General features: G+C 41.7%; 19 protein-coding genes. 12 read left to right on the forward strand and 7 right to left on the reverse strand.

From position 1 onward, the window contains the following. The first annotated feature begins 58 nt into the window (after positions 1-58). The 8 genes from L0P88_RS19645 (at position 59) to L0P88_RS19680 (ending at position 8,971) form a co-directional block, all read left to right on the forward strand. Positions 59-1,156 carry an aldose epimerase family protein gene (locus L0P88_RS19645; RefSeq protein ID WP_247131594.1) on the forward strand — a complete coding sequence of 366 codons (1,098 nt, stop codon included), beginning with the start codon at positions 59-61 and terminating at the stop codon, positions 1,154-1,156. A gap of 17 nt (positions 1,157-1,173) precedes the next feature. Continuing rightward, positions 1,174-2,319 (forward strand): galactokinase, encoded by a 1,146-nt coding sequence (gene galK, locus L0P88_RS19650; protein ID WP_247131595.1) that lies wholly within the window; start codon positions 1,174-1,176, stop codon positions 2,317-2,319. Further along, on the forward strand, positions 2,288-3,331 hold the full coding sequence (locus L0P88_RS19655) for a UDP-glucose--hexose-1-phosphate uridylyltransferase (protein WP_247131596.1): 1,044 nt from the start codon (positions 2,288-2,290) through the stop codon (positions 3,329-3,331). Before galK ends, L0P88_RS19655 begins: the two co-directional genes overlap by 32 nt. 6 nt (positions 3,332-3,337) lie before the next feature. Next, positions 3,338-4,366 carry a LacI family DNA-binding transcriptional regulator gene (locus tag L0P88_RS19660; RefSeq protein ID WP_247131597.1) on the forward strand — a complete coding sequence of 343 codons (1,029 nt, stop codon included), beginning with the start codon at positions 3,338-3,340 and terminating at the stop codon, positions 4,364-4,366. 32 nt (positions 4,367-4,398) lie between these two features. Continuing rightward, positions 4,399-5,508, forward strand: a complete 1,110-nt coding sequence (locus tag L0P88_RS19665; protein WP_247131598.1) for a formylglycine-generating enzyme family protein — start codon at positions 4,399-4,401, stop codon at positions 5,506-5,508. A gap of 5 nt (positions 5,509-5,513) precedes the next feature. Beyond that, a complete protein-coding gene (gene galE / locus L0P88_RS19670; protein ID WP_247131599.1) occupies positions 5,514-6,536 on the forward strand; it encodes a UDP-glucose 4-epimerase GalE in 1,023 nt (340 codons plus the stop codon). Next, positions 6,506-8,212 carry a sodium/sugar symporter gene (locus tag L0P88_RS19675; RefSeq protein WP_409557695.1) on the forward strand — a complete coding sequence of 569 codons (1,707 nt, stop codon included), beginning with the start codon at positions 6,506-6,508 and terminating at the stop codon, positions 8,210-8,212. Before galE ends, L0P88_RS19675 begins: the two co-directional genes overlap by 31 nt. A gap of 360 nt (positions 8,213-8,572) precedes the next feature. After that, the gene (locus L0P88_RS19680; protein WP_247134906.1) at positions 8,573-8,971 is read left to right on the forward strand and encodes a hypothetical protein; all 399 of its coding nucleotides are present in this window, start codon (positions 8,573-8,575) and stop codon (positions 8,969-8,971) included. A gap of 172 nt (positions 8,972-9,143) precedes the next feature. Here the strand turns inward: L0P88_RS19680 and rsgA are convergent, their stop codons facing one another. The 7 genes from rsgA to L0P88_RS19715 form a co-directional block, all read right to left on the reverse strand. After that, complete coding sequence (gene rsgA / locus L0P88_RS19685; RefSeq protein ID WP_247131600.1) at positions 9,144-10,208, reverse strand: ribosome small subunit-dependent GTPase A; 1,065 nt, start codon at positions 10,206-10,208, stop codon at positions 9,144-9,146. Then, the gene (locus L0P88_RS19690; RefSeq protein ID WP_247131601.1) at positions 10,180-11,022 is read right to left on the reverse strand and encodes an MBL fold metallo-hydrolase; all 843 of its coding nucleotides are present in this window, start codon (positions 11,020-11,022) and stop codon (positions 10,180-10,182) included. The genes rsgA and L0P88_RS19690 overlap by 29 nt, the downstream gene beginning before the upstream one ends. A 69-nt stretch (positions 11,023-11,091) precedes the next feature. Further along, entirely contained in the window at positions 11,092-11,634 is a 543-nt protein-coding gene (locus L0P88_RS19695; RefSeq protein WP_247131602.1) for a TetR/AcrR family transcriptional regulator, read from the reverse strand. Between the two features lie 289 nt (positions 11,635-11,923). Next, positions 11,924-13,651: an ankyrin repeat domain-containing protein gene (locus tag L0P88_RS19700; protein WP_247131603.1), complete on the reverse strand. Its 1,728-nt coding sequence runs from the start codon at positions 13,649-13,651 to the stop codon at positions 11,924-11,926. A gap of 3 nt (positions 13,652-13,654) precedes the next feature. Further along, the gene (locus tag L0P88_RS19705) at positions 13,655-14,017 is read right to left on the reverse strand and encodes a BlaI/MecI/CopY family transcriptional regulator (RefSeq protein ID WP_247131604.1); all 363 of its coding nucleotides are present in this window, start codon (positions 14,015-14,017) and stop codon (positions 13,655-13,657) included. Between the two features lie 355 nt (positions 14,018-14,372). Beyond that, positions 14,373-14,849, reverse strand: a complete 477-nt coding sequence (locus tag L0P88_RS19710) for a hypothetical protein (protein ID WP_247131605.1) — start codon at positions 14,847-14,849, stop codon at positions 14,373-14,375. 164 nt (positions 14,850-15,013) lie between these two features. Next, positions 15,014-15,841, reverse strand: coding sequence for a universal stress protein (locus L0P88_RS19715; protein ID WP_247131606.1), 828 nt, complete (start codon positions 15,839-15,841; stop codon positions 15,014-15,016). A gap of 385 nt (positions 15,842-16,226) precedes the next feature. Here L0P88_RS19715 and L0P88_RS19720 point away from each other — a divergent pair, with 385 nt between their 5' ends. The 4 genes from L0P88_RS19720 (at position 16,227) to L0P88_RS19735 (ending at position 18,626) form a co-directional block, all read left to right on the forward strand. Further along, a complete protein-coding gene (locus L0P88_RS19720; RefSeq protein WP_247131607.1) occupies positions 16,227-16,793 on the forward strand; it encodes a Crp/Fnr family transcriptional regulator in 567 nt (188 codons plus the stop codon). Between the two features lie 74 nt (positions 16,794-16,867). Further along, positions 16,868-17,320, forward strand: a complete 453-nt coding sequence (locus tag L0P88_RS19725) for a hypothetical protein (RefSeq protein WP_247131608.1) — start codon at positions 16,868-16,870, stop codon at positions 17,318-17,320. A 67-nt stretch (positions 17,321-17,387) separates the two neighbouring features. Continuing rightward, a complete protein-coding gene (locus L0P88_RS19730; RefSeq protein WP_247131609.1) occupies positions 17,388-17,750 on the forward strand; it encodes a hypothetical protein in 363 nt (120 codons plus the stop codon). Between the two features lie 90 nt (positions 17,751-17,840). Next, positions 17,841-18,626 (forward strand): SDR family NAD(P)-dependent oxidoreductase, encoded by a 786-nt coding sequence (locus L0P88_RS19735; RefSeq protein WP_247131610.1) that lies wholly within the window; start codon positions 17,841-17,843, stop codon positions 18,624-18,626. Positions 18,627-18,641 lie beyond the last annotated feature (15 nt).

Consider the following 18,641-nt stretch of genomic DNA (forward strand, 5'->3'; position numbering starts at 1 on the left):
CAATAGGAAAGCTAAAACATGAAACCAGATCGTCTTTTTTAAATTTTGAATTTAATCAATGAGTGCCGATTTAAAAACCATAAATTTTAATGCTGTCGTGAATGACAAGAAGGTTACTCTTTTTACCATAAGGAATTCCCATGGGCTTGAGGCGAAGTTTTCAAATTATGGGCAGCATTTGATCGCACTTTGGGTACCGGACAAAGAAGGAAATAGGGAAGATGTGGTTTTGGGTTGCCCCTCAATAGATGATTACATGGATGAAAAAGCCCAATATTTGGGGGCTTTTATTGGTCGCTACGCAAATCGTATTTCAGAGGCGGCATTTTTTATCGACAACAAGATGTACCGACTTCAAAAGAACAATGGTAAAAACCATTTACACGGAGGATACTTTGGTTTTAATAAAAAGGTATGGGAAGCGGAACAAATTGATGATTCCAAAATACAATTCAATGGTATTTCAATGGATGGGGACCAAGGTTACCCTGGTAATCTTGAAACAAGGGTCGAATATATGCTGACCGAAGAAAATGCCCTTCAAATCGACTATTGGGCCCGTACGGACAAACCTACACATGTCAACTTTACCAACCATTCATTTTTTAATTTAACGGGCAATACCAAGAACAATATACTTTCCCATGAATTGATCATTAATGCGGATTTTTACCATCCGGTAAACCAAAACCTTATCCCCAAAGGACTGGCCCAAAAAGTAAAAGGGACCCCCTTTGATTTTAGAACGGGTAAAAGGATTGGAAAGGATATTTTGAGTGAACACGACCAGATTGCCTTGTGCAAGGGTTACGATCATAACTTTGTGTTGGGGAAAGAACCAAAAGGCAAGCAGGGACTTCGTTTTGCAGCAAAGGTAACTGAACCGGAAAGTGGACGCGTACTTGATGTCTTTACGACCGAACCAGGGCTTCAATTGTTTACCGGCAATTATTTTGATGGCAGCCTGAAGGGGAAATACGGAAAGGGATACGACCCCTATATTGGATTTTGTTTGGAAACACAACATTTTCCGAACAGTCCCAACCGTCCGGATTTTCCCAAAACCCTGTTGCACCCAGACAGGGAATACCGTTCAACAACAATGTATCGGTTTTCAACGAGCGCTGTTTCAGATAAGGACAAATCAAAGCATTAAAAAAGACAATATCGAGGATGAATGAAATAACCATAGCTTCTCCTGGCAGAATCAACTTGATTGGAGAACACACCGATTACAATGATGGATATGTCTTGCCGGCCGCAATTGACAAATGCATCTACATGACCCTAAAAACCAATGGCACAAAAAGCAGATGTACCATAAGGAGTAAGGGCTTCGACAATATTTTGGTTGCTGATCTTTTTGATCTGAAACCTGGGACCGAAGGTTGGCATAATTATGTGCTGGGAGTTTTAAGTGAACTTCAGTTGCTAACCCAAAGTGTAAAGGGTTTTGACTGCGAGATGGAAACCAACGTTCCGGTTGGTTCCGGGGTGAGTTCATCGGCAGCCCTGGAATGTGGTCTGGCTTTTGGCTTGAATATATTATTTGAACTAGGTATTGATGACTGGGAGATAATCAAATTGGGGCAGCGTGCAGAGCACAATTTTGTAGGCACCCAATGCGGCATTATGGATCAATTTGCATCGGTGATGGGCAAAAAGGACCATGTTATGCTTTTGGACTGCCAATCACTTGATTACCATTACATTCCTGCCAAAATAAGCCCTTACGTGATTTTGATGCTCAACACCAATGTTACGCATAACCTTTCGACCAGTGGGTATAATACCAGACGGGAAGAAAGCGCATCGGGACTCAAAATCATTACCGAACGCTTTGGAGTTAAAAATTCCTTCAGGAATATCACACTGGAAATGATCAATGAATGCAAGGAAGCACTGGGAAGTGTTGGATACAAAAGGTGTAGTTACGTCATTGAAGAAAACCAAAGGGTCTTGGAGGCTGCAGATGCGTTGAAAAACAACGATATGGCACATCTTGGGGAATTGCTGTACCAGTCCCATCAAGGACAGCGCGAAAAATACGAGGTAAGCTGTCCAGAACTGGACTTTCTGGTTGAGTTGTCAAAATTGGAGAAGGAAATTTTAGGGGCCAGAATGATGGGCGGTGGTTTTGGCGGTTGCACCTTGAACCTTATCCATGAAAATAGCGTTGATGATTTTATCATCAGTGCTTCCAAAGCATACAAAAAGCGGTTCGGGATAGAACTTTCCCATTTTGTGACCGTACCCAGTCAGGGAACATCAATAATCAGGCAAACCAATGAAACTGGATCTAAACGAACATCCCCATAGGAGATACAACATATTGACAGGTGAGTGGGTCTTGGTCTCACCACATAGGACCAAACGGCCATGGCAGGGAAAACAGGAAAAAACGACACCGAATGTTCGCCCCAAATACGATGAAAAATGTTACCTATGTCCAGGCAACGTGAGAGCTAGTGGTAGTGCAAACCCAAAGTATACATCAGTTTACAGTTTTACCAACGATTTCTCGGCATTGTTACATGACACGCCTACAACCGTAATTGAAGACGGACTTTTAAAAGCACAGGGTGAATGCGGTATTTGCAAGGTAATCTGTTTTTCGCCCGACCATTCGTTGACGCTTCCGTTGATGGAAATTTCAGCCATTGAAGAAGTTATTGGTATTTGGCAAAAAGAATATTTGGAATTGGGTTCGAAAAAGGAAATCAACCATGTCCAGATTTTTGAGAACAAGGGAGCCTTGATGGGATGCAGCAATCCACATCCACATGGACAGATTTGGGCGCAGCATTCCATTCCACAGGAAGTTCAAAAAAAAACTGTCCAGCAGATGAACTATTGGAATGCGCATGGAAGGAGTTTGCTTGGGGATTATCTCAATCAAGAAATGGGGAAAAAGGAACGCATCATTTTTGAAGACGAGCATTTTTTGGCCCTTGTTCCTTACTGGGCGGTTTGGCCCTACGAAGTTATGATTGCCCCCAAAAAGGCCTTTCAGCACATAGGACAACTCACCAAGGAAGGAAAGAAGGGTTTTGCAAGGGCCATAAAAACGGTGACCACGAAGTTTGATAACCTTTTTGAAACTTCCTTCCCTTATTCCATGGGAATTCACCAAGCTCCCACCCAGGGCAAGGATTATCCGGAATGGCATTTTCACATGTCTTTTTACCCCCCCTTGCTTCGTTCAGAAACAGTGAAAAAATTTATGGTGGGGTATGAAATGTTCGCAAATCCACAGCGCGATATTACTGCAGAAATGGCCGCAGTTACACTTAAAGGGCTTTCAAGTCAACATTACACCCAAAAAGCATAAGGTAAGATGGCGACAATGACAACCATTAAAGATATGGCAAAAGTATTGCAGGTTTCACCATCGACCATTTCCAGAGCCCTGAGTGATAGCCCCGAAATAAGTTCAAAGACCAAGGAAAGGGTTCGGGAAATGGCAAAAACCCTAGGGTATGTTCCCAATCACTATGCACGAAGCCTGAAATCAAAGACGACCAAGACCATTGGCGTCGTTGTGCCCAATGTTATCGATGATTTTTTTGCCAAGGTATTGCACGGTATTGAAAAAGAGGCTTCGAAATATGGCTTTACCGTACTCATTACATTTTCAAACGACTCTAAAAAAAGTGAGTATAAAAATCTTCTTACCTTGATCAACCACAGTGTTGATGGCATTTTGATTTCATTTTCCAAAGAGATCCAAAAATCGGGGGATTATGGGAATATGTTGAAAATAATGGGCTATGGCATACCCATTGTCATGTTTGACCGTATTCATAAGGGACTTCCCTTTGATTCGGTCACCATCGATGACTTTGCAGGGTCTTATCGTGCAACAAAACACTTATATAATTCGGGGTGCCAAAGAATCGCCTTTTTATCACCAATATCCAACACCAGTGTAGGGCGCTCTAGAAAAGAGGGCTACCTTTCGGCACTCAAGCGTAAGGAAAACAACAGCCTCCCTTCCTTTTGCATTGAATTTGGAAGCTATGAAAAGTTCAAGGAACTGTTTTCAAATGTACTTAAAACGCATAGGCTCGATGGTATTTTGGCAGCAGATGAACTGTCGGCCATTTATTCGCTGAACACACTGCAACAGATGGGCTACAAGGTGCCAAAGGAGATATCCGTAATTGGCTTTACCAATGGTCCAATGGCACAGTCGGCAAACCCGGCTTTAAGTGTGGTATCACAACATGCAGAACGGGTAGGTGCAAAATCCTTTCAGGTGCTGAAAAATCGGTTGACCAATAGTAGGGCAAAAACCAAAAACATAGTAATAGCTTCAGAATTATTGTTAAGAAATTCGACCAGGGCAATGTATTTCGAGGAATAAGTATCCAAATGGGTGAATCAAAGAAAAATAAAATGTCAAAAACAAACCATTTCCATGTACTTTCACTTTTGATTGTTATCGTTTTAGGCTGTAACAAAAAACCGAAACAGACCGATTTTCAAAATAATGGCGATCAGAATACTACGGTGGATTTAATTGTAGCACTTCCTAAAAACATACAGGCCCCCAAGGGTATGGTCTGGATTCCGGGAGGAGAATTTTATCAAGGTGCGGTTCCTTCGGATACTATGGCCATGAACCACGAAAAACCAAGACATAAAGTTGCTGTGGACGGTTTTTTTATGGATATACACGAGGTGACCAACAAGCAATTTTCCGAATTTGTAAGAAAGACTGGCTACGTCACGGTTGCAGAACGCGAATTGGAATGGGTGGAAATGAAGAAACAACTTCCACCAGGTGCCGAAAAACCGCATGATTCCATTTTACAACCTGGTTCACTGGTCTTTAAAAAAACAAAGTCAAGTGTGCCCAATCTTTACGATTATTCACAATGGTGGCAATGGAAAATTGGTGCCAACTGGAAGCATCCCAACGGACCAGGGAGTTCCATTAAAGGTAAGGAAAACCATCCTGTTGTTCAGATTGCCTACGAAGATGCCTTGGCCTATTGTAAATGGGTCGGGCGAAGGCTCCCCACTGAAGCTGAGTGGGAGTATGCCGCGCGGGGAGGTAGGGACAAATCCATCTTTTTTTGGGGAAATGATGTGGGACAACTCAATGCTCATGCCAACACCTGGGAGGGGGAATTTCCTGTAAAAAATACCGAGGAAGATGGTTTTGAACTAAGGGCTCCGGTAATGAGCTATCCATCCAATGATTTTGGATTATATGACATGGCAGGAAATGTCTGGGAGTGGACAAACGATTGGTACAACATCGATTATTATAAAGGGTTAGCAGAAAATGGGCAGACGGTCAACCCCAAAGGTGCCAATACCGCATATAATCCGAGCAATCCATTTCTGCAAGAAAAAATTATTAAGGGGGGATCTTTTTTATGTAGTGCTAGCTATTGTGCCAGCTATCGCATAAGCGCGAGAATGGCCACTAGCACGGATTCAGGTGCGGAACACTTGGGTTTCCGGACAGTAGTAGGATTGGAAAATCACAAAAAATAATTACAATGATATTAGTTACAGGAGGTCTTGGCTATATTGGATCACACACGGTTGTGGAACTTTTGGAAGAAGGGTTCGAGGTTTTGGTGGTCGACGACCTCTCAAATTCCTCTTTGGACGTACTTAAGGGCATTGAACGTGCCTGTGGCAAACGTCCTCTTTTTGAATGCCTGAGCCTGAGTAACAGGATATCCGTAAAAACCCTTTTCCATAAATATCTGGATATCCAGGGCATTATCCATTTTGCGGCCTCCAAAGCCGTTGGCGAGAGTGTCTCAAAACCATTGGCATATTATGACAATAATCTTACTTCCCTATTGTTTTTTCTCCAGGAAATGGAAGTCCATAATCTTTCCATTCCCCTAATTTTCAGTTCTTCCTGCACTGTCTATGGCGAGCCGGATACGTTACCGATTACCGAACAGGCGCCCATAAAAAAAGCAACATCCCCCTATGGGAACACGAAACAAATAGGAGAGGAAATCATATGGGATACCTTAAAAAGTAACGAGAAGTTGTCAGCAATAATATTGAGGTATTTCAACCCCATAGGAGCACACGACTCTTTGGAAATAGGGGAACTTCCCATCGGTATTCCCCAGAACCTTGTCCCGTTCATTACACAGACGGCTGTTGGACTACGGGATAAACTGATCGTATTTGGGGATGATTATCCCACTCGGGATGGCACGTGCATTAGGGATTATATACATGTGGTTGATTTGGCCAAGGCACATCTGATAGCACTCCAAAGGCTTATGGCACACAAAAACGAAGATCGGTATGAAGTATTTAATCTAGGAACGGGGAAAGGAAATTCGGTTTTGGAGGTCATAAAGTGTTTTGAACGGGTATCTGGCATGAAATTGAATTATGGGATAGGTCCGAGAAGGGAAGGGGATGTGGTAGCGGCTTATGCAGATGTCTCAAAAGCAAATGAACTCCTCAAATGGAATGCAATTCTAAGTCTTGATGACGCCATGGCATCTGCTTGGGAATGGGAACAAAAAATAAGAACCAACAACTAAAAAGTAATAGTAGTATGGAGGGTTATTTTGACTTATGGGACTATGTAGTTTTTATATTATATGCCCTGTTGATCCTGGTTATTGGACTTTGGGTTTCCCGGAATAAGGAGGGGCGCCAAAAGACGGCTGAAGACTATTTTTTGGCCAGTAAATCATTGCCATGGTGGGCAATCGGAGCCTCTTTAATTGCCGCCAACATTTCTGCAGAACAGTTTATTGGTATGTCGGGGTCCGGTTTTGCCCTTGGTATAGGAATTGCTTCCTATGAATGGATGGGAGCCCTGACATTGATTATTGTAGGAAAGTATTTTCTTCCCATTTTCATAGATAAAGGTATTTATACCATTCCTGAATTTGTTGAAAAACGATTTTCAACCAATTTAAAGTCAATTTTGGCCATATTCTGGATTTGCCTGTATGTTTTTGTCAATTTGACTTCCGTTTTATATTTGGGTGGTCTAGCCCTTGAAACCATTTTAGGTGTGGATATGGTCTACGCCATTATAGGATTGGCACTATTTGCTGCGGCGTATTCACTTTATGGTGGACTCTCGGCAGTAGCCTGGACAGACATTGTTCAAGTTGTCTTTCTTGTCCTTGGTGGATTGGTCACTACATATTTGGCTTTAAACAGTGCATCGGGTGGAGAAGGTGCAATGGCCGGCCTAAAAAAAATCTTTGAGGTTGCTCCAAATCATTTTGATTTAATTTTGGATAAGGGTCATCCTGAATACATTAACCTTCCAGGTATCGGGGTACTGGTTGGCGGGCTGTGGGTTGCCAATCTTTATTATTGGGGCTTCAACCAATATATAATTCAACGAACATTGGCTGCCAAATCACTTAAAGAATCACAGAAAGGAATTTTATTTGCGGCAGCACTGAAGCTCATTATACCTTTAATTGTAGTTATTCCTGGGATTGCCGCCTATGTAATTGTCAATGACCCTGAAATTCTTTCATCCCTTGGTGATTTAGGCACGACCAATATCCCTTCTTCAGGGGCATCCGATAAGGCCTATCCCTGGTTAATGCAGTTCTTACCAACTGGTTTAAAAGGGGTAGCAGTGGCCGCCTTGTCAGCGGCAATTGTTTCTTCCCTGGCCTCAATGTTGAATTCAACCTCAACCATTTTTACAATGGATGTCTATAGACAATATTTCAACACAAACGCAAGCAGCAAGGAAACGGTCAATGTTGGAAGGTTGTCCGCAGCAGTTGCTTTGATAATTGCTATGGTCATTGCACCGCTTTTGGATGGACTTGACCAGGCTTTTCAATTCATTCAGGAATATACGGGTATTGTGAGTCCTGGTATTTTAGCGGTTTTTTTATTAGGTCTTTTCTGGAAAAAAACAACGAACAGAGGGGCTATCGTTGGCGCATTGATTTCCATACCGATTGCCATGTTTTTTAAGGTAGGGCCAAAAGGTTGGGCCCAGGACAGTGCTTTGGAGTATTTGTTTCCCACGCTACCATGGATGGATCAAATGGGGCTGACCTGTTTAGCCACTATGCTTGTGATTGCTTTGGTCAGTTATTGGCAGAACAAAGGGAAAGATGATGGGAAGGGTATACGATTTTCAAAAAACACTTTTAAGACCAGTCCCTTGTTTAACATTATATCCTTTACCATACTGTTGGTTTTAGCATTGTTGTACGCTTTGCTCTGGTAAAAAACGTAAAAAATGGCAATGGTTTTTCAAAATACTAGGAGCGCGTCTTGAGTTCGTGAGGTTTAGGAAAAACAAGATTTTGTGCCAGGATGAAGGCTTTTTTTGCGTTGCATAGCATAGTGAATAAGCAAGAAATTCACTTAAAAATCTACCCTGACCAGAGCCAAAAAGAAAAATGAAAACTGGTTTATCATGACTATGGCCCATAGCAAACCAAATAAGGCAATCTGTAAAGAGATGGCAAAGTAACTTAAAGTTTTAGATTTGTTCAGGTTGGGCTAAGGTTCCTGCGGATGATTTGAAGCAACCAAATGCGTATTGATCCATCTTTTTTTAAATGAAATGATGATGAAAAAACTAATGCTCGTGGCAGTTATTTTGGCTGGAATGGTCTCCTGTGACAACGACGATGGTTTGATCCAAAATTTGAATGGAAACTACTCGGGAACATTTACTGTGGAATACCCCGATGGAACAATACATACCAACTCCGTGACCGTTCTTTTTTCCGAACCCAATATGTATAGTAGTAGCGGAGATGGAAATGCTAATGATTTTTATCCGGCAGGTGGAAATGGAACGTATCAAATGAAGAATTCCAAAATTGTTTTTTCCGATACCAACATTTGGAAGGCCCATTTTGACTGGAACCTTATTTTAAATGGGGAATACGATTATTCCATCAATGATGGGCGGTTGACTATTTCCGCCAGTAAAAACAATGTCGGATTTTATACCTATGAGCTAAGGAAAGAATAAGTTATATGGGGTAGTCCAGTCGAAATTGATGGCAATCGAGAGCGTGCCTATGGTCTTGCATTAAGATCGTATTCGTTTGCAGTCTAAGGGTATGCCCGAATATCCTTCAAAGGAGTAATGCCATTTCCCCATGTATAACCAATAGCGGATGAGTACTTTTCCATTGCTGTATTCAGTATTTCTTCAGTTTTCTGTCTTTCTTATAATTCTTTATCATCTTTCCAAAATCCTTTTCCTTTTTTCGCCTTTCCGCCAGAGTGGATTCAAAGTGGTCTTTTTCCCGTTCCATTTTCAAATAGTTTTCGTAGGAAGATCTATCGATTTCTCCCTTCTCAACGGCCGCGGTTATGGCACACCCGATTTCCGTTGTATGTGTGCAGTCTTTGAATCTGCAGTTTTTGGACAGTGCCGTTATGGTTTCAAACGTAACGTCCAATCCATGGGCGGAGTCGGCGATTCCAACTTCCCGCATCCCTGGATTGTCAATGAAAATGCCTTTTTCGGTAACCAATAGTTCCCGATGGGTGGTAATATGCCTCCCCCGGTCAATACTTCTACTGATTTCCCCCGTAGCCATTACTTCCTCGCCAACCAGGATATTGATGAGCGAGGACTTTCCCACTCCGGATGAACCCAATAAACAAAAGGTCTTGCCCTTCTGCAAGTAAGTGTTCAGGACTGCAATTCCTTCATGTGATACATTGCTCATTGGAATGATGGGTACTTGATTTATCCTTTCCTGTGTGACACCGATCAACCTTTCCAAACTTTTTCGGGAAATTAAATCTATTTTATTGAGAAGGAGGATTGCTTTTATTCCGGAGGAATTGCAAAGGGTCAAATACCGTTCAATGCGGTTAATGTTAAAATCCCTATCCACCGCTTGGAGAATAAGGGCATGATCAATATTTGTTGCGATTACCTGGCGTTCACCAAGCTTTCCGACGGCTTGTCTTGCCAGGGTCGATAATCTGGGGAAAACGCTATGGATGATTACAAAGTCGGAATCATGGTCTATAAGCGCAACCCAATCCCCTACAGCGGGAAAATCTTCGCGGCTATTGGCCGAAAACCTCAAATTTCCCGTGATAACGGCCTCAAATTCGCCTTTTCCGTTCTTCACAATATATCTTTCCCTATGTTCGGCTATTACCCGCCCGATTCCAAAGTCCCCAAGGTTGTTTTTTATCCTTAGTGTCTCTAAATGTTTAGTATAACCCAAATCCTCTATTGTCATTTTTGTCAAGTTGATTTTCAACATCCAATTTGACCACTTTGATCTTCCTGTTGACCAAAGTTTCAAACCGTTTCAATTCATTTCGATTTTTGATTTCATAGTGCATCGGAATAACAATTCCAGGCCTGATTTCATTAACCATCTTAGCTGCCTCTTCCCCGTCCATTGTCAGGTTATCACCTCCTATCGGTACTAAAGCAACATCAACATCACTTAGTTCCCTTGTTTCCGGAATATAATCGGTATCACCCGCATGGTATACTTTTGTTCCATTTTTCAATGTAAGGACATAACCCACATTCTCTTTTGCCTTGGGGTGTGCCTTGATCCGTAAAAAAACGGATTTCGTGTTGTATGCCCAGGTCGCCTGAATATGGATGCCTTCAAAGGTTAACTGCTCATTTGGTCTTACCGCATATATTTTATCGGTGATGTTTTTTAATTTTTTTGATACCCCTTTTGGGCAAACAATGATCGTTTCGCGTTTAAGAAGGTTTTTGATGTCCTTGATGGAAAAATGGTCCGGATGTCCATGGGTCAACAAAATGAAATCGGCCGGTTCCGCATTCCCTATTTCCACAGGGTCCACGTATATAATGGTATCATCTGTTTTCAATTGAAAACTTGAAGGGAAGAAGTGGGCTTTGTTCACTTTAATGGTGCCCCAGGTCGTTAAGGTGGTATTTTCCCCAACCGTGACTTGTTGCGGTGTCGGATTTCTCTTTTCGCTTGTTGTTACTTTTACCATGGTACAGCCTAGGTTAATCGATAAGGCCAAATGGATTATGGGAAAATACAATCTGTCCGGCTTCATTCGAGTCTATCTTTTTTACAAAATTATGAGGGCCGGACTCGGGATTTTAGACGTTTCCGTCTATTTTGGTCAATGTTTCGATTGCCTGAAAAGAAGGACCATGTGCCGAATATTGGCAAAGTATGACTTTAGCCAGGGCTTGTTAAGGGTCTCATCGGTTATTTGAAGATAAAAATTCTCTAAACTAAGGTGAAAGACCATTTGCGCCAAATAACCATTCTCGGTCAGGGAAATGATGTTTTTCCAAACGGGAAGTAGCCCCTGGACTGAAAATTGGCCAATGCGGTCAAGGTATTTTTTGAAACTTTGGTGGTCCCTATGGATTCTCAATTGACGATGGAACAACAGGTCTGTCTTGTGCTCAAGGAGAATCGCTATCAATTCGTTTTCATTCCTTGCCTCCGACTCTTTTTTTGAAATGGTCTTTGCCCGGCCCAGATGAAATTCCAACAGCCTTTCCATAAAAACTTCGAGATCGGCAAACAAATGGTAAAACGAGGACTTGTTTTTTCCGACTTCTTTGGATAATCGCTCCACCTTAAGGCCATTCGGACCCTCTTTGGCAAAACAGCGATACCCCGTTTCCAGCCAATTTTTTTCTACCGCTCTCATTGTTTTATCATCGCAAATTCCGGAATGGAGTTGGTACGGTTAGTTTTGATAAATTACAGCTTTATTTTGGTTTTTGGGAATTGAATAGGGGCCAAGTGTATCATTCAATGGATTTATGGGACTATTTGAGTAAAAAACCAATAGGGTGCCCGATCCTTCCGACACCCTCTGGCAATTCAATTAACCCATTGAAAATTTGCACTACTCTTTTTCGACCTTTACCCATTATAAGAGGGGATTGGGAACGTAAATAGAACGATTACCAATGATCTGGTCATTCCAATTTTGGTCAATTATCTTTTGCGCTTTTGGATTTTAAGTACTTGACAATGGAATCGTGTCCCTTCTTATCGGCCATCAACAGGGCGGTTCGGACCCTAATGTTGCCATCACGAAGTCTTTCAGTACATATTTTATTTACATCCGCTCCTTTTTCGACAAGAAACTTTACTATGGCAAGATGCCCTTGTTCACTTGCGTTTATCAAAGGAGTTTCATCGCCTTTTACCTCTTGGTTTATAGCTGCCCCTAATCCCACCAGGTATTCAACCAATTCGAAGTGTCCACCTTTGGAGGCCATAATCAGGGGATTACCATCACCATGAACTCCCATATTGATATCTGCTTTCAATCTCACCAATGCTTTTGCCATGGCCAGGTCCCCGTTCTTGGAAGCTTGAATCAAAGCACTACCGTCTCCAGGAAATTTTTTGTTTACATCGACCCCTTTAGCAACCAAAAGCTTGACCAGTTCAATATCTCCGTTCCGAGCCGCCAACCATAGCGGATGGCCATCGTTGTCGGTCCCCAGATTTGGGTCAGCTCCCTTTTCCATTAAAAACCGGGCTATTTGAAGCTTGTTTTTCCGGATTGCCATAACCAGGGCCGTTCCTTCTCCGCCTTGCACAAGATTTACGTCAGCACCTTCCGCGACCAGTTTTTTAACCTGCTTAAGATCACCGCTCCGAACCGCATATAAAAGCGGCGCAAGCTCTCGGTCAACATCATCATCATATTCATTCTCAAATCTTTCCCCAGTGTTGTGTTCACCAATGGACACAACCTTTTCTTGAGCTTTGACGGAAAGGGGTTGATTTAGTAATAACAGGGTTACCACCAGGGTTGGGGCAATGAATGCATACTTCCAATAACTGTGTGTGTTCGATTTCTTTTTGTTCATCATGACGATTCGTTTTTTAATTAATGATTGATTGTAATTCGAGACGATGGTGAGCGGCTTTCGCTCCACTGCTATCTCAATAAGGTTCAACTGATACTTTTCCGTTTCAACCGCTGGGGATTTCAGTAGGAGCGCATCGGTTTGGTATTCAATATTTTTCTCAATGTCTTTCTTGAACAACCACACAATTGGGTTGAACCAAAGGACAATGATGGCAATTTCTGCTATGAACAGATCAATGGAGTGCATCAGTTTTACATGGATTTTCTCATGCTCCAGTATTTGCTCGTAGGTTTCGGAATTGTACTTCCTTGGATTTAAAAGGATATAGTTGAAAAAAGAGCGGGGACCACTATCATCATCAACATTAACTATGGTACAGTGTACATCATCAACTTTATCAACCGTTCTTTGCACTTGAAAAAAAACAGTTGCCAATTGAAAGAGTAGATGTGCAGCTAATACAATCACACCAAAAACATAAATTGCGAACAGCCAAAATCCAATGCTTTTGCCAGTGGTAGGTGGAACATTGGTTGGGTCATTATCTTGGGACATTGCATAATCCGTGGACCTAATGTTTTCTGGTTCGGATTCTGCGGAGGAAACAAAACTTTCTTGGGGTTCTGGAAAGGGCGTTTGTTCTAGCCAATTACCAACAACTCCCTGATGGTTCACCAATTCTGGAAGCGCAATAAAAGGAAGTAAAAAGACCATTAGTAAACCTACCAGAAGATACATGCGGTTTACGGCAAAAAAACTTTCGCGCTCCAACAAGAGTTTGTAAAAGAGCCATAAAATCAAAATCACAACAGAAGCCTTTACTAGAAATACCATGGTCTAAGATTTTTTTGATTTTATAATGGTAATCAGTTCTTCAATCTCACTATCGGATAGTTTTTCCTGTTTTGCAAAGTGTGCCATCATTTTGGTCAAGGAGTTTCCGAAATATTTTTTCTTGATATCCTCCACGTGCTTCTTTCTATAGTCATCCAGAGGTATTAGGGCACTATACCTGTCTATATTTCCAATCTTTGTAGATTCTAAAAAACCCTTTTTGACCAAAATTTTTACGATGGTTGCGACCGTATTGTAATGGGGTTTTGGCTCGGGCAATTCCGCTACGATATCTCGGATAAAGAGGCCATTGGTTTGCCAGATTATTTGCATGATCTGATCTTCACGCTCCGTCAATTTCTTCATGGATAGTTTGATTATGGAACAATACTACTAATTATTTAGTAGAAATACTAATTTGTTAGTAAATAAAGTTTTTATTCCAGTTGCCATTATTCTGATTGGTAGTTTAAAACCCTTGTTTTATTGGACTGGGCACAGGAATTGATTCCAATTATTCACACATCCCATTTCTGGTCTTTTTAATAAGTACGGTTGATTGACTTTTTATGGGACGCTTTTTGGTACTAACCCGGATAGTGATTTTTCAGATTTATCCGATGTTCTATTGGTGGGGTCCTTCACTTTCCCTTTGGTAAAGCTTTGAAAATTGATGCGGTCCTTTAAAACGTTGCTCCTCGGGCAAAATCATACCACTAAACTACTTGTTCAATACGACCAGGCCACCCTCGGATACCGTCCAAACGGTTTCACCTTCTATTTGGACTTCGATTACAATAAGATTGTTATTGCTGCGGTCAAATATAGCCTTAACGTTATCGATGTCGTTTGGTGTCCAGGCAATACGGGTCAGTGAGGTATTATCGCTTTCGATGTGTTCTATATTCAGTCCAACAAACACGATATATCCATTACCATTGGAAGCATCCGGGGGGATTATTGAATAACCCTTGCTGCTATCCCGGTCTGGCCCGTTCACCAATTCGTAGGTCTCGCCGTTAAAATTGAAAATCGCTATCCCATCCCGGTCAATTGTGGAAAAGTAATCTTCTCCATCAATATTGGCGACAAATTCAATTCCAGCTTCAATTATTGTACAACAATCATTGTCATCATCACAGGAAACCAGGATTGGAAAAACTGTCAGGAACAGGTAAAAACGTTTGAATTTGACCATGGTAATTCTAGTTGGGTGTTAAACCTTAAAACACGTATGAATTGAACCATAAATTTAATCCAAAGAGTTATTTATAACTATTCCAAATACTAATTTCCCATGATTTTAATGCTAAATTCAGGTTTGGGCGATAATTGTGGATATATGCCCATTTTATCGAACTCTTACCCTAAATACCGGTCTTTTGAATAGGTCAAAATGGGTGTTTCGGAATGGTCCATGATTCGCTCGGCACTTAGATGTGTGTCCATGATGTCCAGTTTTCCGTAAGAGCTGTTTATTCTTATGGCGATAAGGTCTACCGGGGCACTTTTTATATGGTTCAAAACGCCCTTTTCAAGACTATCATCATTGATGATTTCCAAATCGGCATTGGCCAATCCATGCAGCTTGCAGAATTCCTCCATCCTTTTTTTCGTTTCCAGGGTAGATTGCCAATTCTCCCTAGTGTTCACATAAAGGAGTTTAAGGGTCGCACTGTTGGCCCTTTGGATCATTTTAACGGTCGACAGGGCGTTAACGGGGGTAGGTTCAAAATCAGTGACAAAAAGGATATTCTTAAGTGTGTCAAATCCCAACTCCCTGGAAATGCCTATCACCGAATTATTGGCATAACGGATAATATCGCGGGTAGTGGATCCAATCCTGTCGGGAATGTGCTGGTCTTTCCGCCCAAGGACGGTAAATATGATTTCCCTTTTTCGGGAAGTGCGGATAATGTGTGGTGAAGCCTTGCCATCTGCGATCTCCAATTCAATGGCATTGGGGTCAATAAAAAACCCTTTCAAGACCTTTACCATTTCGGATTTGGCATTGGCCAAAACAATTTCCTTCAAACGATCGGCCTCCTCTGTTTTGTAATAGGGGTAATCTGATATGCCCAATGAGTGAATCACTTTTAGGTCCAGTTTCAATTTGATTGACATTTCCTTGCCCAGTTTAAGGGCGTTTATGGATTCTTGTGAAAAATCAAAGGGGACTAAAATTTTCATGGCTACATATTTTTAGTGTTATCAATTGGCTGTAACTTTCGAATGCAAGTTATTTCGGATAAAAATCAAATTTTTTACCCTAGGGTAAAAAAACACAGTAGCTACGATTTTTTTTACATAAAAAACATAATGGCATTGAAGAGTTCCATGGCCTGATATGACCAACCGATTTGCCCGTTGAACCGAAATTCGTAAAAGACGGTTTTTGCATAAAATAGGTTTGTGGACTTTAAGCTCCATAACACGATTTATGACGCACCATAAGAAGACCATTACGTATCCTTTTGGCCTTGGTACATGGAAAGAGCGTCGTTCGAAGTGAGGGAATGGTCAGTTATAAGGTCAATGATTATATTTATAACCTATCCCATAAGGAAAAGGTAAAATGGTACAGACCGATAAATACATTGCCCTACAAGATATCTACAAATGGTCTGATAGGTTGGGCTTAAAAATTGATGGAGTGGAAGTGAAAAAGGGTGGGGTATTTCTTAAACAAGGACAAAAATGTGACTACTTCTACTATATCATCGAGGGACTCATGCGCATATTTTACTATGACCGTGAGGGGCATGAGGTTACCCATTGGTTCAGCTCCCAGGATACGATGATTACCTCTCCAGACAGTTTTTTCAACGGCAATGAGAACATCCTGAACTTTGAGGCACTTGAGGACTGTAAACTATTATTGGTCACCCATGAACATTTAGAGGTGGCTTCCAAAAATGTTCCTGGTTTTGATGAGCTGTATAGAAAACTTATAGTGGATTACACCATACAGTTGAGTAGGAGGATAATGAGTATCCATACCGAATCCGCGGAGTACCGTTATCTACAAATGATCAAGCATCATCCAAATATTTTTCATAGGACCAAACTCTCCCATATTGCCTCATATTTGGGGATTACCATACAAAGCCTGAGCAGGATCAGAAGAAAATTGATTTCCTGATCCTTTTTTACCCTAGGGTAAAACCTACCATTCCAGTCCTGTCTAACTTGCCCCTGTTTTTATAGGAAAGCGTTATGCAGCTTATATTGATTACAATCGGAAAGAACCAGTTCACTGATTCCCAGATCAGGAGTCTTGAACATATCGTTCAACAGCACTATAGGACCCATATCTCCAATGTGAGTACCCGGATACTATGGAACCAAGTCCCCAAGGGGGATTCCTATAAAGATTACCAACAAAAACAACCCTCCATAATAAGCGTGGGTTGTGAAGTGGGTTTTGACCAGGAAAAAAGGGTACGGATGTTCGAAAATTGTTCGGAGGATTGGTTGGCCATCACCGGTCAGGATCAGGAAGATTTGGTCATCGCCATTCTGGAACAGCCTATTTTCGAAGCGTTCCTAAAATGGAACAGTCAACAGTTGACGGGCTTGGGAAAGCTAAAATTCTACATCCATATACTCTCCAGTCTTGTGTTCAACAAGACCCGAAAAGAGTATTTCGCTTTTGATTCTTCATTTTAAGTTCGCTGTTATGCCGGTATATATCACATTGACGAAAGACAAGCTAACAACAGAGCAAAAACAAGCTGTGGCAAAAAGAATTACCGATTTCCATTGTAAAGTGACCGGTGCCCCTTCCAGATGTGCCACGGTACTATTCCTTTCGGGTTATCCATTGAAGAATAATAAAAAGGCCATGTTGATGGGCAGTATTGGGATTGATGGCACGAAGACCTCGGAAGTAATCGGATGCCTAAAAAACGAATTGATAAGGGGACTTGAAAGCAGCCTTAAAATGAAAGCCCCTGAAGTTGGTCTTGAATTCTTGGATGTCGAATCGTATTGGGTGTACGAGGGCCAGCGAATTTTATTGGAGCCTGGCAAGGGGTATGGTCAAAAAAATCGAGTGCAAGGCCAGGAAAATGCCATGGACGTTCACTTTTTACCATAGGGTAAATATCTGTTGATAAGCAGGTTATACCTTGCACTCGAATTAAAAATTCAATAAAAACAATACTCTTAACCACAAAAATCAAATCGTATGAAAACGTCAGGTAAAACAGCACTTATAACAGGTGCAGCAAGTGGAATTGGAAGGGAATTTTCAAGGATTCACGCCGAAAAAGGAGGCAACATCGTTGCTGTGGACATTAACGCCGAAGGCCTAAAAGAACTCAAACACGGGTTGGAGCACAAGCATGGTGTGGAAGTGTACGCTATTGTAAAAAACCTTACGCAATTGACCGCTCCACAAGAGATTTACGATGAAGTTTTACATCAAGGAATTGAAGTTGACTACCTTATCAACAATGCAGGATTTGGTGGTGTTGGTGCGTTCCACGAAAGGGATTGGGCCAAAGATCAGGCCATGATCCAAGTAAACGTACTGGCATTGACCTCATTGACCAGGCAGTTCTTGCCCGATTTTGTGGCCCGGGATTCCGGTAGAATACTAAATGTATCCTCCACAGTAAGCTTGGTTCCCGGTCCATTGCAAGCCGTATACTTTGCCACTAAAGCGTATGTTACTTCATTCAGTCAAGCACTTCATGGAGAATTGAGCGATACCGGGGTTTCAATGACGGCCTTGTTGCCAGGTGCCACAAAAACGGCTTTTGGCGATAGCTCCGGGATGGACAAAACCCCTATCTACAAAAAGCCGGCCAGCGCAAGGGATGTAGCCGAAGAAGGCTATAAAGCCATGGAGAATGGTGAAATTCAGGTTATTGCAGGTCTTCCCTGGGAGCAAAGAATGGAATTGAAGTTTATCCCTTTTATGTCCAAAAAAGCCTTGATCAACAGAATGAAAAAACAATCAACACATTAATTATCAAATCAACAT

This window comes from Muricauda sp. SCSIO 64092, assembly GCF_023016285.1.
Taxonomy (GTDB): domain Bacteria; phylum Bacteroidota; class Bacteroidia; order Flavobacteriales; family Flavobacteriaceae; genus Croceivirga.

What these genes read in the sequence shown, in the direction of transcription:
- L0P88_RS19695 (WP_247131602.1), bottom strand. Translation starts at nt 11,634, where the DNA reads ATGAGAGCGGTAGAAAAAAATTGGCTGGAAACGGGGTATCGCTGTTTT.
- L0P88_RS19720 (WP_247131607.1), top strand. Translation starts at nt 16,227, where the DNA reads ATGGTACAGACCGATAAATACATTGCCCTACAAGATATCTACAAATGG.
- L0P88_RS19705 (WP_247131604.1), bottom strand. Translation starts at nt 14,017, where the DNA reads ATGAAGAAATTGACGGAGCGTGAAGATCAGATCATGCAAATAATCTGG.
- rsgA (WP_247131600.1), bottom strand. Translation starts at nt 10,208, where the DNA reads ATGACAATAGAGGATTTGGGTTATACTAAACATTTAGAGACACTAAGG.
- L0P88_RS19700 (WP_247131603.1), bottom strand. Translation starts at nt 13,651, where the DNA reads ATGGTATTTCTAGTAAAGGCTTCTGTTGTGATTTTGATTTTATGGCTC.
- L0P88_RS19645 (WP_247131594.1), top strand. Translation starts at nt 59, where the DNA reads ATGAGTGCCGATTTAAAAACCATAAATTTTAATGCTGTCGTGAATGAC.
- L0P88_RS19715 (WP_247131606.1), bottom strand. Translation starts at nt 15,841, where the DNA reads ATGAAAATTTTAGTCCCCTTTGATTTTTCACAAGAATCCATAAACGCC.
- L0P88_RS19710 (WP_247131605.1), bottom strand. Translation starts at nt 14,849, where the DNA reads ATGGTCAAATTCAAACGTTTTTACCTGTTCCTGACAGTTTTTCCAATC.
- L0P88_RS19690 (WP_247131601.1), bottom strand. Translation starts at nt 11,022, where the DNA reads ATGAAGCCGGACAGATTGTATTTTCCCATAATCCATTTGGCCTTATCG.
- L0P88_RS19725 (WP_247131608.1), top strand. Translation starts at nt 16,868, where the DNA reads ATGCAGCTTATATTGATTACAATCGGAAAGAACCAGTTCACTGATTCC.
- L0P88_RS19655 (WP_247131596.1), top strand. Translation starts at nt 2,288, where the DNA reads ATGAAACTGGATCTAAACGAACATCCCCATAGGAGATACAACATATTG.
- L0P88_RS19735 (WP_247131610.1), top strand. Translation starts at nt 17,841, where the DNA reads ATGAAAACGTCAGGTAAAACAGCACTTATAACAGGTGCAGCAAGTGGA.
- L0P88_RS19675 (WP_409557695.1), top strand. Translation starts at nt 6,506, where the DNA reads ATGGGAACAAAAAATAAGAACCAACAACTAAAAAGTAATAGTAGTATG.
- L0P88_RS19680 (WP_247134906.1), top strand. Translation starts at nt 8,573, where the DNA reads ATGCTCGTGGCAGTTATTTTGGCTGGAATGGTCTCCTGTGACAACGAC.
- L0P88_RS19660 (WP_247131597.1), top strand. Translation starts at nt 3,338, where the DNA reads ATGGCGACAATGACAACCATTAAAGATATGGCAAAAGTATTGCAGGTT.
- galK (WP_247131595.1), top strand. Translation starts at nt 1,174, where the DNA reads ATGAATGAAATAACCATAGCTTCTCCTGGCAGAATCAACTTGATTGGA.
- L0P88_RS19665 (WP_247131598.1), top strand. Translation starts at nt 4,399, where the DNA reads ATGTCAAAAACAAACCATTTCCATGTACTTTCACTTTTGATTGTTATC.
- galE (WP_247131599.1), top strand. Translation starts at nt 5,514, where the DNA reads ATGATATTAGTTACAGGAGGTCTTGGCTATATTGGATCACACACGGTT.